We start from the raw sequence: 13355 nt of genomic DNA, 5'->3' as shown, positions 1-13355 counted from the left end.
GCGGTCATGCCTTGCCTGCCTGGATCCTGTCCATGAGCTGCTGCGCCGTCGCACGTTGCGCCTCGCTACCGTCGCGTAGCACTTCTTCGAGCAGCTCGCGCGCTCCTTCGAGGTCACCCATCTCGAGATACGCCTGTGCGAGCTGAAGCCGGGTGGCATGATCTTCACCACTACCTTCTGCCGCAAACCGCTCGAGATCGATGTCCATGACATCGGTGGGAGGACCAGCCTCGGCGATTTTCTGTGCTTCCGCCGTAGCCGAAGCAGACAGGGACTCCGCTCCGTCCTCGGCCAGAGAGCGAGTAGTTTTTTCCGATTCGGGGGAGACTTCGGCCAGATCAAAGTCGATTTCGTCCAGCATTTCTTTCAGATCGCCGATCCCCGTGCTTGGCGAATCCGTCGCATCGGGTTTCGCGCCGGCTTTTTGCACTTGCACATCCTCCTCTTCGAGGATCAGCTCCGGAAAATCGATCGCTTCTTCTTTCTCGACGGCCGCCGTACGATGACTTTTCGTTGCCTGCGATTCGTCGAAGGAGACGTTTTCCGGCGACTTCGTCTGCTCCGGTTCCGTGACGGGGAGTTCGAGATCGAACTCGAGGAGATCGCCCCCCCCTCCAGCAGGCGGGGTCTTTTCGGGCGCAGCATAGGCGGGCGACACGGGCTCTTCCGCCATCCGTTGGCTCAACTTGTCCAAGTCGAAATCGAGTTCGACGAATTCCTGCGCGGAATCCGGGCGTGTCGTCTCGGAGGATTCGCCCGTCTCGGCAGGGACGGCGGCCGAGGGCTCGGAGCGGACGTCGGGACGAGCCGACCCGGACGCAGCAGCGACTCCGCTCAACCCCCCTGCCTCGGGGAAAGATCCGCGAGGCGGAATTTCCGCTTTCGGCCCCTCATCGGCGAGCACCGAGGCAAAACGTTCGTCGGCTGGCCAGGCCCGTTTGCCGATACTCAATGCCATGTCCCAATCCGCCCCCTGCTCTCCGCTCAATTCGGACAGAGTGCGCAGATACTGGTCGAATTTGGCTCGATCGCCCCGCTTCGCGTAGACCTCGAGCAGCTTCAGGTAAATCGCCGGGCGCCGGGGCGTTTGCTTGAGGGCATCGAGCAAGATCTCCTCGGCCTGAGGATCGCGTCCATAAGCAAGATAGACCTCTGCCTCCGCAACGGGGTCGACCCCTTCGTCGGCATGCAGGGCGTTGAAAGCCACCTGGGTGAAATCGGTCCCGAGAATACTGGAGGTGTCGATGTTCTGGCCTGAGGTGACGGCACGGCCAGACTCGGTGGCCGGGCCGGAATGCTCCAGGGTCGAAGCGGCTGCGGCTGCCGACAGGGTCGGGGCGTGCAGCGGCTCGGGTGCAGGCGCAGGAAGCGCTTGCGCTTCGCGTCTGCGGCGATAAGCCGACCATCCCAGGGCCGCAGCCAAGGCAGCGAGCGCCCCGCCAAACCAGGGCAAGATACTCGACAACATCGAGCCTTGTTCGGCTTCTGTCATTCGTTCGACTTGCGCCTGCATCCGAGCCAAGGAGGCATTCTGCGTTTCGACGAGCTTTTGCAGCCGCGCAATTTCGGCTTCGAGCCTGACGATGCGCTCGTTCGCCTCACCGAGCGCCGCCTCCGAGGCCGCCAACGTCTCCTGCAAAGCCGACACCTCGGGCGAAGGCAGTGCAGGTATCTCCCCATCGGCCATCGGCTCAGGGCTCGCACCCACTTTCAGACGATCCTCGGGCTCAGCCGCTGAACCCTGCCCGAGGTCTTCGCGCGCCACGACCGCCCCCCTGTCCACCCGCTCCTCGAGCCCACCTGGTGCCTGCTGGGTGCTTTCTTGGGCTGCAACCGGCGCCGCCCGCCGGGCTTGGGAACGCAACAGCGCACGGGCCTCAGCCAAGGAGATCTGCCGTATTTCTTCGGCCGACGGGGTCCTCAACGTAACCCCGGCCTTGAGCCGATTGACGTCGCCTCCGATGAAGGCATCTGGATTGGCCCGCCATAACGCCACCAGCGTTTGTTCCGGTGAAGTTCCGGCAGGCGCCACCTGACGGGCGATCCCGTAGAGCGTCTCTCCGGGGCGAACGGTCCATCGATCGGGTTGCCTCTGCGTGACGGGGGCACCCCGACTGGGTTCCAGGGCGACGTCTCTACCAGCGGCCGGAACGGGGCGAGCCGGTGCGGCAACCTCGGGTGGGTCGAGCAAGATGGGGAATTCGCGAACGAGGCGTCCACTGCTCCAACTCATGTCGAGCAGCACGTTGACGAAAGGCTCCCGAACGGGCACACGACTGGAGAGGACGATTTTTGCGCGCGATCCATCCCGGACCAATTTTGCGTCGATTTGCTGCACGAGGTTGCTATAGGGCACACCAACCTGGCGAAAATAATCGGGATCCGCGATGCGCGCCGACAGAGAGCGCAACTCTTCAGGGGTGGCCCGAACGGTGATTTCCGCCCGCAGCGGCTCACCCAAGCGGGAACGCACGACGAGCTCGCCGAATCCCGCACTCCAGGCATTTCCCCACAAAGCGCCCAACAACAGGGCCAAGGGCACCTGCTTTGCTCGTTTCATTTTTTGCGCTCCCTCATCAGCATCGAATCTCGACCGTGAATCCCTAGCCCTGCAACAGGATCCGCAGCATTCGGCGCAACGGCTCGGCCGCCCCCCACAGGAGTTGGTCGCCTACCGTAAACGCCCCCAGATACTCCGGCCCCATGGCGAGCTTGTGCAAACGCCCGATGGGTACCGTCAACGTCCCCGACACGGCCGCCGGCGTGAGCTCGCGCTCGCTCGCCTCGCGCTCGTTCGGTACCACTTTCACCCACTCGTTGGCCCCGGCGATGATCGCCTCGATCTCGTCGAGCGGTACGTCGCGTTTGAGCTTGACCGTCAGCCCCTGCGAATGGCAGCGCATGGCGCCGATACGCACGCACAGGCCATCGATGGGAATCGAGCCCGGCGTGCGGAAAGGCGGTTTGCCGAGGATCTTGTTGCACTCGGCTCCGCCTTTCCATTCTTCTTTCGACTGGCCGTGCTCGACCGGCACGTCGATCCAGGGGATGAGACTGCCGGCGAGCGGCACGCCGCGAAAATTCTTGGTGGGAAAATCGGGCGAGCGCATCGCCGCCGTCACCTTGCGGTCGATGTCCAGAATGGCAGAGGCCGGATCGGCAAGCTCGGCAGCCACCGCCTGATGGAGCCGCCCCATCTGCTCGAGCAGTTCGCGCATGTTCTGCGCCCCGGCGCCGGAGGCCGCCTGGTAGGTCATCGAGGAGACCCACTCGACGAGCTCCTCGCGGAACAGCCCTCCAAGGGCCATCAGCATGAGCGAGACGGTGCAATTGCCGCCGATCCAGTCGCGCCCCCCCTGGGCAAGCGCTGCATCGATCACCGGGCGATTGACCGGATCGAGGACGATCACCGTGTGCGGCTCCATGCGCAGGGCGCTCGCCGCATCGATCCAATGCCCTTTCCAGCCGGCTGCGCGCAGCTTGGGATAGACCGCCTTGGTGTAATCGCCGCCCTGGCAGGTGAGGATGATGTCCATCCGGGCGAGCGCCTCGAGGTCGTAGGCATCCTGGAGCGGTTCGTCCGGAGTCACGCCGCCGAAGCTCGGGGCGGGTTTGCCCGCGGCCGAGGTGGAAAAATAGACCGGCTCGAAGAGGGAGAAATCCTTCTCCTCTTCCATGCGCTGCATCAGCACGGAACCGACCATCCCCCGCCAACCGACCAATCCGACTCGTTGTATTGCCATTCTCTGTTCCTCGTCTCGTTTTTTCCGTCAGTGCAGCGCCGCGACCACCGCGTCGCCCATCTCGGCGGTGCCGACGAGCCGCGTACCGGGCTCGAAGATGTCGCGCGTGCGCAGCCCTTGCGCAAGCACGGTGCGCACGGCGCCTTCGATGCGCGCGGCCGCGTCTTCCCAGCCGAAGCTATGGCGCAGCATCATTGCCGCCGACAAAATAGTGGCGAGCGGGTTGGCCACGCCTTGCCCGGCGATGTCCGGCGCCGAACCGTGACAGGGCTCGTAGAGCCCCTTGCCCTGCTCGTCGAGTGAGGCCGAGGGCAGCATGCCGATGGAGCCGGTGAGCATGGCCGCCTCGTCGGAGAGGATGTCGCCGAACATATTGCCGGTGACGATCACGTCGAACTGTTTGGGCGCGCGCACGAGTTGCATCGCGGCGTTGTCGACGAGCATGTGCGTGAGGGTCACGTCGGGATACTCCGGCGCGAGCTCGTTCATCACGTCGCGCCACAACTGGGTGGTCTCGAGTACGTTCATCTTGTCGACCGAGCACAGTTTCTTGCCGCGGCGGCGGGCGGTTTCGAAAGCCACGCGGCCGATGCGGCGGATCTCGCTTTCGCGGTAGATCATGGTGTTGAAACCGACGCGCTCGCCGTCGCGCACCTCGATGCCGCGCGGCTCGCCGAAGTAGATGTCGCCGGTGAGCTCCCGCACGATGACGAGGTCTAGCCCCGAGACGATTTCGGGTTTCAGGGAAGAAGCCGAGGCCAGCTCGGGGAAGAGCACGGCCGGGCGCAGGTTGGCAAACAACCCCAGATCTTTGCGGATGCCCAAAAGCCCCCGCTCGGGACGCTGGGCACGCGGCAGCTCGTCCCACTTCGGCCCGCCCACGGCACCGAGCAGTACCGCGTCGGCCCGCCGCGCCGCCGAACGCGTTTCCTCGGGGTAAGGCTCGCCGGTGGCGTCGATCGCCGCGCCGCCCAGGAGGGCGTATTCATACTCGAGCGGCAGGGAGAGGACGTCGAGCACTTTCACCGCCTCGGCGACGATCTCCGGGCCGATGCCGTCGCCCGGAAGCACGCAGATTCGTTTCTTCATGCCGCGGACTCCTCGACGAAGTAATAGGGATGGCGCGCGCGATAGGCTGCTTCGAAGCGGCGGATCTCGTCGGCGTGGCGCAGCGTGAGCGCGATGTCGTCCCAGCCGTTGAGCAGACACTCCTTGCGGAAGGGGTCGATCTCGAAGGAGATCACCCGCCCTTCGGGCGTGGTGATGGTCTGCGACGGCAGATCGATCACCAGACGGTAGCCGGGCGTGGCCTCGCATTCGCGAAAGAGCCGATCGACTTCTTCGGCCGGCAGCACGATGGGCAGCAAGCCGTTCTTGAAGCAGTTGTTGTAGAAGATGTCGGCGAAGCTGGGGCCGATCAGCGCCCGAAAACCGTAGTCGAGCAAAGCCCAGGGCGCGTGCTCGCGCGAGCTGCCGCAGCCGAAGTTCTCGCGCACGAGCAGGATCTGCGCTCCCTCGTAGCGCGGCTGGTTGAGCACGAAATCGGGATTCTTCGGCCGTTTGCTGCAGTCCATCCCCGGCTCACCGTGGTCGAGGTAGCGCCACTCGTCGAAGAGGTAGGGGCCGAAGCCGCTGCGGTGGATGGACTTGAGAAATTGCTTGGGAATGATGGCGTCGGTGTCGACGTTGGCCCGATCGAGCGGAGCGACCAGACCATCGAGGCGGATGAATTGTTCCATGTCTTTGTCTCTCTCGGGTTTCAGACGGCGGCCGGAAGCAGTTCGCGCACGTCGACGAAGTGTCCGGCGATCGCGGCGGCGGCGGCCATGGCCGGGCTCACCAAGTGCGTGCGCCCACCGGCCCCTTGGCGGCCTTCAAAGTTGCGGTTGGAGGTCGAGGCGCAGCGCTCACCCGGCTCGAGCCGATCGGCGTTCATCGCCAGGCACATGGAGCAGCCCGGGTCACGCCATTCGAAGCCGGCTTCCAGAAAAATGCGGTGCAGCCCCTCTTCCTCGGCCTGTTCCTTCACCAGGCCCGAACCGGGTACCACCAACACGCGCTTGACGTTGGGCGCTTTCTTGCGCCCGCGCACGACGGCGGCGGCCGCGCGCAGATCCTCGATGCGGGAATTGGTGCACGAGCCGATGAAGACCTGATCCACCTTGATTTCGCGGATCGGCGTGCCCGGCTCCAGCCCCATGTAGGCGAGCGCCCGCTCGGCGGCGTCCCGCTTGACCGGATCGGCGAAAGCGGCCGGATCGGGCACCCGCCCTTCGATGTCGGTGACCATCTCCGGCGAAGTGCCCCAGGTGACCTGCGGTTTGAGGATGGAAGCATCGAGCACCACCTCGCGGTCGAACCGGGCATCGGCGTCGGAGACCAGGGTGCGCCAGTAGTCGACTGCCTGCTCCCATAGCTCGCCCTTGGGCGCGAGCGGCTTGTCGCGGAAGTAGTCGATGGTCTTGTCGTCCACCGCGACCATGCCCACGCGCGCGCCGGCCTCTATCGCCATGTTGCACACCGTCATGCGCCCTTCCATGGAGAGCGAGCGGATCGCCTCACCGGCGAATTCGATGGCGTGCCCCGTGCCGCCGGCGGTGCCGATTCTCCCGATGATCGCCAGAATCACGTCCTTGGCGTAGACGCCCGGCGGCAGGCTGCCGTCGACGCGCACGCGCATGTTCTTGGCTTTCTTCTGGATGAGGCATTGGGTGGCGAGCACATGCTCGACTTCGGAAGTGCCGATGCCGTGAGCGAGACAAGCAAAGGCCCCGTGCGTGGAGGTGTGCGAATCACCGCACACCACGGTCATGCCCGGCAGCGTCGCCCCGCTCTCCGGGCCGATGACGTGCACGATGCCCTGGCGCGGGTCGCGAAAGGGAAAGTAACGCAGCGCCCCGAAGGCACGGATGTTCTGGTCGAGGGTGACGACTTGCTCGCGCGAGACGGGATCGCGGATCTCGCTCTCGCCGGGGTCGGTGGGGACGTTGTGATCGGCCGTAGCGACGACGGAAGCCGTTCGCCAGGGCTTGCGTCCTGCCAAACGCAGCCCCTCAAACGCCTGGGGGCTCGTTACCTCATGGATCAAGTGGCGATCGATGTAGATGAGGGCCGTGCCATCGGGCTCTTGGCGCACCAGATGCGCATCCCACAATTTGTCATACAACGTCTTGGCGTTCATCGAAGGTTCTCTCCGGGTCGAGCGCGCCCATGGCGCGCAATTATTTCACAACCTCGTCATCGACGCTAGCACCTTGGCGTAGCGCGATGGCAACGAAGCCCATCCCGGACAGCGCAAACGCGCTGCCGAGGGTATAGGTCCACTCTGGCCCCAGGGCCGACCAAGACCAGCCGGACATCATGGCTCCCAGCATTCCACCGGCCCCGAAGGACAAGCTACCATAGAGCGCCTGGCCGCGCGCGAGCAAGGGGCCGGGAAACCACTGCCGCAGCAAGTGCACGTTCGCACCGTGGAACACGCCGAACGTGGCCGCGTGCAACAGTTGCGCCAGCACCACGACCACCGGCCAGGCTCCGCCCCATCCGATTGCGAGGAAACGTACCACGGCCGCACCGTAGGCAACGAACAAGAGCGTGCGCACGGTAAAACGCCGCAGCACTCCAGGCAGAGCCCAGAATAACACGATCTCGGAAGCCACACCCAGTGCCCAGAGCGCGCCGATTGCCTCCTTATCGTACCCCAAGCGATCGAGGTGCATGGAATAGAAAACATACAGCGGCCCATGCGCTGCCGACATGGCGAAAGAGGCGAGCAGAAAAGCCGTCACCTCACGACGCGCCAACACGGCACGCCATGGCGGCAAGGTCCGGACCAAAACTCGCGTCGGAGTGGGTTCTGGCAAGGCGAAGGCCATCAAGACCCCGCCGGCCAGTGCCGCCGCCAACCATACCGGTAACGTCTCCACGCCGTCTCGCTCGAGCCAATGACCGAGACCGAGCACCGCGACGATGAAACCGATCGAACCCCACAGCCGGATCCGCGCATAGCGGTGTGCCTCTTCGCGCAAGTGCGCGAAAGTGAGCGCCTCGAACACCGGCAGCGCTCCACTCCAACAAAAACCGATCACTGCCACGGCTGGTAACACCCAGCGCGGCTCACTGGCCACCAAGAACACACCCCCGGCCGCGAGCGCCATCATGGCCGCCCGACGCAACAGAGCGACATGGCCCACCCCTCGTTCCAAGGGCAGAGACCACAAGGGAGGCGCAAGCACGCGCATGGCTTGCATCAGCGCCATCGCGGCAGCGATCGCGCCGGCCGTCCAACCGAGCGCGGCGAGGTAGAGAGAAAAATAAGGGGCAAAAATACCCAGGAAGGCGAAATAGCTCAGGTTATAGAGCGACAAGCGCCAATAAGGCAATGCCTCCCGTTGCACCACGGGGTCAGCGGGGCGAGGGAACCGGACCCACCACGCCCGGCGCCACCCCGGGGAGAGGAGAAACGGGAGGCACCACGTCACCGCACTGCGCCCGATGGCGCAACGCCTGGTCCATCAGCACCAGCGCGAGCATGGCCTCGGCGATGGGCGTGGCGCGGATCCCCACGCAGGGATCGTGCCGTCCGTGCGTGGCCACCGTGGTCGGCGCCCCGCGCAGATCGATCGAGCGTCGCTCGAGCCGGATGCTGGAGGTGGGTTTCACCGCCAGATGGACGACGACATCCTGCCCGGTGCTGATGCCGCCGAGAATGCCGCCGGCGTGGTTCGAGAGAAACCCCTGCGGCGTGAGCTCGTCGCCATGCTCGCTGCCGCGTTGGGTCACGACGGCAAAACCGTCGCCGATCTCCACGCCCTTGACGGCGTTGATGCTCATCATCGCCGCGGCGATCTCGGCATCGAGCCGACCGAACACCGGCTCGCCCCAACCGGGGGGCACGCCGCTTGCCACCACGGTGAGTTTCGCTCCGACCGAGTCGCCCGCCTTGCGCAGCGCATCCATGAAGCGCTCGAGCTCCGGCACCAGCTCGAGATTGGGGGCGAAGAAAGGATTGTGCTCCACGTGTTCCCAGGAGACGAAGGGGATTTCGATCGGCCCCAATTGCGCCATGAAGCCGCGGATCACCACGCCGTGGCGCTCGCGCAGCCATTTCTTGGCGATCGCCCCGGCTGCCACCCGCACCGCCGTCTCACGCGCCGAAGAGCGCCCGCCGCCGCGCGGGTCGCGCCGGCCGTATTTCATCGTATAGGCGTAGTCGGCATGCCCCGGGCGGAACGTCTCCACGAGGTTGCCGTAATCCTTGGAACGCTGGTCGACGTTGCGAATCAGGAGCGCGATCGGCGTGCCCGTGGTCATACCCTCATAGACGCCCGAGAGGATCTCGACGGTGTCGGGCTCGCGCCGCTGGGTGACGTGGCGCGAGGTGCCGGGCTTGCGCCGATCGAGCTCACACTGGATGTCGGCCTCGCTGAGCGCCAAGCCCGGTGGGCAGCCATCGACCACACAGCCGATCGCCGGGCCGTGCGATTCCCCGAAGGAAGTCACCGTGAACACTGTGCCGAAGGTGTTGCCCGCCATCGCTTACCTTGTCGCCCATACGCAGAGGAGCAAGTGTAGCATGTGCCCCGGCCCACTTCGGCTCACTGGAAAAAGCGCTCCAACTGCACGAACACCTCGTGGTCGGCACCGTGGCGCCGTACCTCGAGCACGTCGACCAGGCGCTCGAGCTGGTGGATGAGTTGTTCTAACCGCTGATCGGCGAAAACGGTGAGCCAGATACGGCTGCGCTGCCCGTCGGGCAAGGGCATGCACAAAATTCCTTCGACGTTGAAAGCGCGCCGGGCAAAGAGCCCGCAAATGTGACTCATCACCCCGGGATGGTTGTTGACTTCCAGCTCCAGCACCACTTTCTCGAAACCGCTCGTGGGCAGCGGCTCGGCCACTTGTTCGATCATCTCTCTCTCCTGTCAGCCCTCGATCATCTCGGTGTTGGCGGCGCCCGGCGGCACCATCGGATAGACGAAACGCTCGCGATCGATCGAACAATGGATCAGCGCCGGGCCGGGGCGGCGCAGGATCGCCGCCAGATCGGCCTCGGGATGCTCACTGTGATCCAGATCGAGCGTCTCCAAGCCGAATCCCTCCGCGATCTTGACGAAATCGGTCGGTCGACGGTAGTTCGAAGCGATCACACGCTTGCCATAGAAGAGGTTTTGCTGCTGATAGACGAGCCCGAGCGACTGGTTGTTCATCAGCACGATCTTGACCTTGCCCCCTTCTTCGGCGAGCGTGGCCATCTCCTGGATGTTCATCTTCAGGCTGCCGTCGCCGGTGAAACACACTACCGTACGCTGGGGCTCGGCGAGCGACGCACCGATCGCCGCCGGCAGTCCGAAACCCATCGTGCCCAGCCCGCCGGAAGTGAGCCACTGCCGCGGCCGGCGCAGCGGATAGGCCTGCGCCACCCACATCTGGTGCTGGCCGACGTCGGTGACCACCACCGCGTCGTCGTCGAGCGCCTTGGCCACCGCCTGAATGAGCCCATAGTGGCTACGTGGGTCATCCCGCCCTTCCAGCACCAGCGGGAAGCGCGACTTCAAACTCGCCACGTGGCTCAGCCAGCGTTTGCGCAGCTGAGCCCGCACCCGGGGCAACAGCGCCTGCAGCACGGCCTTGACGTCGCCATGGATCGCCACGTCGGGACGGCGAATCTTGCCCAGTTCCGCCCGGTCGATGTCGATGTGGATCACTTTCGCCTCCGGGCAGAACTGCGAGGCCTTGCCGATCGCCCGGTCGTCGAAACGCGCTCCGACGCACACCAACAAGTCCGATTCCTGCAAGGCGAAGTTCGTATAGCGCGCGCCGTGCATACCCAGCATCCCCAGCGACAGGGGATGATCGACCGGCATCGCCCCCAGCGCCATCAGCGTCATGGTGGTGGGCATCGCCGTCTGCTCGGCCAGTGTCACCGCGAGCGGGGCGGCATCGGCATGAATCACCCCGCCGCCCAGATAGAGCACGGGACGCTCGGCCTCGTCGATCAAACGCGCTGCCGCCGCGATCGCCGTTTCATCCAGCGGCGGCAGCGGATCGGGCACCGCCGGCGCCGGCAGGCGCTCGAACGTGACGAGCTGGTTCTGCACGTCCTTGGGCACGTCGACGAGCACCGGCCCCGGACGCCCGGACATGGCGATGCGAAACGCCTGCGGGATCACCTCCAGCAGCTCGGCGGCGGAGCGCACGAGGAAATTGTGCTTGGTGATGGGGATGGTCATGCCGTAGATGTCGACCTCCTGGAACGCGTCGGTGCCGATCATAGCCAGCGGCACCTGCCCCGTGATCGCCACCAGCGGAATGGAGTCGAGACGCGCATCGGCGATCGCCGTCACCAGGTTCGTCGCCCCCGGGCCGCTCGAAGCAAAGCACACCGCGGGCTTGCCCGTCACCCGCGCCATGCCCTGGGCCATGAAACCGGCACCCTGCTCGTGGCGCGCGAGCACGTGCCGAATCCGTTTCGACTGACTCAGGGCATCGTAGAGCGGCAGGATCGCCCCGCCGGGAATGCCCACGATCGTCTCTATCTCCTGCTGTTCCAACAAGCGCACGATCAACTCGGCGCCGGTCATCGTCATCATCGCCCTACTCCTCGTGCCTAAAAAAACGAAACCCCCTCGGGAGACTGGCTCCGGAGGGGGTCGGGTTCGAATCGGTACGATGCTCGGATCCGGCGTCAGTCCCTCCGGGGCGCATGCGGCCCTACGCCTACGCGTACGGACAGCAGAACGGCCAGGAAAAGGGCGGAACGGACCACCGAGATACTCCGATTCATTTCATGGTTCGAAGTAAAACACGAAATTCGGTCGTTGACAAGCGATTTTTGCATCCCTACCCTCGCGCCTCTTCACGCAAGGCACGACGCAAGATCTTGCCCACCTGTGTCTTGGGCAGTTCCTCGCGGAATTCGATGTGGTGCGGCACCTTGTAGGGTGTGAGCCGTTCGCGGCACCATTGCCGAATCGCTTCGGCATCGAGCGAGGGATCGCGACGCACCACGTAGGCTTTCACCGCCTCGCCGCTGTGTTCGTCGGGCACGCCCACCACCGCCACTTCCAACACCCCGGGATGCAGAGCGATCACGTCCTCGACTTCGTTGGGATAGACGTTGAAACCCGACACGAGGATCATGTCTTTCTTGCGATCGACGATGTAGAGGAAACCGCGCTCGTCCATTCTCGCGACGTCGCCCGTGCGCAAGAATCCATCGGGGAAGAATACCTTGGCCGTCTCGTCCGGGCGGTTCCAGTACTCCCGCATCACTTGCGGCCCGCGCACGCACAGCTCACCCGCCTCACCCGGCGGCACCTCGGCTCCGGCATCGTCGCGCAGGCTCACGTCCGTGGAAGGAAGAGGCAGACCGATCGAATGATTGAACGCCGGCAAATCCAAGGGATTGATCGTCACGGCCGGCGAGGTTTCGGTCAAGCCATAGGCTTCGAGCAGCGGTCGTCCGGTGATTTGCTGCCACTTCTGCGCCACCGCTTGCTGCACCGCCATTCCTCCACCCAGGGTGAGCTTGAGCGGGGAAAAATCGAGCTTGGCAAACTCGGGGTGATGCACCAAAGCGTTGAAGAGGGTATTCACGCCGGTGATCGCGGTAAACGGCCACTTGCTCAATTCCCGCACCAGGCCGTCGATGTCCCGGGGGTTAGTGATGAGCAGGTTGTGCCCCCCCAGGCGGAAGAAAACGAGGCAGTTGGCCGTGAGTGCGAAGATGTGGTACAGCGGCAGAGCGGTCACGACGCGTTCCTCGGCCTCGCGCAACACCGATCCGACCCAGGCCGTCGCTTGCAGCACGTTGGCGATGAGGTTGCGGTGCAGGAGTACTGCCCCCTTGGCCACCCCCGTGGTCCCCCCCGTGTATTGCAGGAAAGCGATGTCCTCGAGCCCCGGCTCGACGCGCGTCATCGAGCGCACGGCCCCCCGCCGCAAGGCTTCCCCCCAGCGAATGTGCCCGGGCAGACGCCACGGCGGCACCATTTTTTTCACTCGGCGCACGACGAAATCCACCACCCACGAGCGAGGCGCCCCCAGCATCTCCGCCAAGGAAGTCACTACTACTGCTTTCAACGAGCGCACTTCCGGAACTTCGTCGAGCGTATGGGCGAAATTTTCCAGTACGATGATCGCCTCGGCACCGGCGTCGCGCAACTGATGCGACACCTCGCGCGGCGTGTAGAGCGGATTGACATTGACCACCACGCAGCCGGCCCGCAGGATGCCGAACATCGCCACCGGATATTGCAGCACGTTGGGCAGCATCAGCGCCACCCGCGAGCCTGGCGCCAAACCCAACCCATGTTGCAGGAAAGAAGCGAAGTTGGCCGAAAGACGGTCCACCTCGCGGTAGGTCAACGTCCTGCCCATGTGGGTGAACGCAGGCAGGTCGGCGAAACGCGCCACGCTGCGCTCGAACAAGTCGACCAGCGAGGCATGCTCGGTCGGGTCGATTTCCGCCGGCACGCCCGGCGGATAGCTCCTGAGCCAGATTTTTTCCATGGATTCTCCTCCACCTCGGATCACGCCGCAGGCTGATTCCCGCGGCCTCGATCCCTCCTCCCGGTAGCGCCGACGCCTCTTACGGGCGACTGGCATGGA

Annotated in this window: 10 protein-coding genes; all 10 read right to left on the bottom strand. The window is 64.8% G+C overall.

The window, feature by feature from the left end; all coding sequences use genetic code 11:
• Positions 1 to 4: 4 nt before the first annotated feature.
• The 10 genes from EPD80_RS05665 to EPD80_RS05620 all read right to left on the bottom strand — a co-directional run bounded on the left by EPD80_RS05665 (position 5) and on the right by EPD80_RS05620 (position 13256).
• Complete coding sequence (locus tag EPD80_RS05665) at positions 5 to 2560, bottom strand: FimV/HubP family polar landmark protein (RefSeq protein ID WP_142810121.1); 2556 nt, start codon at positions 2558 to 2560, stop codon at positions 5 to 7.
• Positions 2561 to 2603: 43 nt separating this feature from the next.
• Positions 2604 to 3737, bottom strand: coding sequence for an aspartate-semialdehyde dehydrogenase (gene asd / locus EPD80_RS05660; RefSeq protein WP_142810189.1), 1134 nt, complete (start codon positions 3735 to 3737; stop codon positions 2604 to 2606).
• A 33-nt stretch (positions 3738 to 3770) separates the two neighbouring features.
• Positions 3771 to 4832, bottom strand: a complete 1062-nt coding sequence (leuB, locus tag EPD80_RS05655; protein WP_142810118.1) for a 3-isopropylmalate dehydrogenase — start codon at positions 4830 to 4832, stop codon at positions 3771 to 3773.
• On the bottom strand, positions 4829 to 5482 hold the full coding sequence (gene leuD, locus EPD80_RS05650; RefSeq protein ID WP_142804954.1) for a 3-isopropylmalate dehydratase small subunit: 654 nt from the start codon (positions 5480 to 5482) through the stop codon (positions 4829 to 4831). Before leuD ends, leuB begins: the two co-directional genes overlap by 4 nt.
• A 20-nt stretch (positions 5483 to 5502) precedes the next feature.
• Positions 5503 to 6924, bottom strand: a complete 1422-nt coding sequence (gene leuC / locus EPD80_RS05645; protein ID WP_142810115.1) for a 3-isopropylmalate dehydratase large subunit — start codon at positions 6922 to 6924, stop codon at positions 5503 to 5505.
• A 40-nt stretch (positions 6925 to 6964) separates the two neighbouring features.
• Positions 6965 to 8125: an MFS transporter gene (locus tag EPD80_RS05640; protein WP_142810113.1), complete on the bottom strand. Its 1161-nt coding sequence runs from the start codon at positions 8123 to 8125 to the stop codon at positions 6965 to 6967.
• A 22-nt stretch (positions 8126 to 8147) separates the two neighbouring features.
• Positions 8148 to 9278 carry a chorismate synthase gene (gene aroC / locus EPD80_RS05635; protein WP_142810110.1) on the bottom strand — a complete coding sequence of 377 codons (1131 nt, stop codon included), beginning with the start codon at positions 9276 to 9278 and terminating at the stop codon, positions 8148 to 8150.
• 62 nt (positions 9279 to 9340) lie between these two features.
• A complete protein-coding gene (ilvN, locus tag EPD80_RS05630; protein ID WP_142810107.1) occupies positions 9341 to 9655 on the bottom strand; it encodes an acetolactate synthase small subunit in 315 nt (104 codons plus the stop codon).
• A gap of 12 nt (positions 9656 to 9667) precedes the next feature.
• Positions 9668 to 11335 (bottom strand): acetolactate synthase large subunit, encoded by a 1668-nt coding sequence (gene ilvB / locus EPD80_RS05625; RefSeq protein ID WP_142810104.1) that lies wholly within the window; start codon positions 11333 to 11335, stop codon positions 9668 to 9670.
• A gap of 250 nt (positions 11336 to 11585) precedes the next feature.
• Complete coding sequence (locus EPD80_RS05620; RefSeq protein WP_142810101.1) at positions 11586 to 13256, bottom strand: AMP-binding protein; 1671 nt, start codon at positions 13254 to 13256, stop codon at positions 11586 to 11588.
• Positions 13257 to 13355 lie beyond the last annotated feature (99 nt).

This window comes from Tepidiphilus olei (genome assembly GCF_006980705.1).
Lineage (GTDB): Bacteria > Pseudomonadota > Gammaproteobacteria > Burkholderiales > Rhodocyclaceae > Tepidiphilus > Tepidiphilus olei.
The sequence above is the reverse complement of the archived record's forward strand: the minus strand, read 5'-3'. Positions and strand labels throughout refer to the sequence as shown.

Bases quoted from the DNA above. Each gene is read 5' to 3' on its own strand.
- EPD80_RS05665 (WP_142810121.1), bottom strand. From the start codon at position 2,560: ATGAAACGAGCAAAGCAGGTGCCCTTGGCCCTGTTGTTGGGCGCTTTG.
- leuB (WP_142810118.1), bottom strand. From the start codon at position 4,832: ATGAAGAAACGAATCTGCGTGCTTCCGGGCGACGGCATCGGCCCGGAG.
- leuD (WP_142804954.1), bottom strand. From the start codon at position 5,482: ATGGAACAATTCATCCGCCTCGATGGTCTGGTCGCTCCGCTCGATCGG.
- leuC (WP_142810115.1), bottom strand. From the start codon at position 6,924: ATGAACGCCAAGACGTTGTATGACAAATTGTGGGATGCGCATCTGGTG.
- aroC (WP_142810110.1), bottom strand. From the start codon at position 9,278: ATGGCGGGCAACACCTTCGGCACAGTGTTCACGGTGACTTCCTTCGGG.
- ilvN (WP_142810107.1), bottom strand. From the start codon at position 9,655: ATGATCGAACAAGTGGCCGAGCCGCTGCCCACGAGCGGTTTCGAGAAA.
- ilvB (WP_142810104.1), bottom strand. From the start codon at position 11,335: ATGATGACGATGACCGGCGCCGAGTTGATCGTGCGCTTGTTGGAACAG.
- EPD80_RS05620 (WP_142810101.1), bottom strand. From the start codon at position 13,256: ATGGAAAAAATCTGGCTCAGGAGCTATCCGCCGGGCGTGCCGGCGGAA.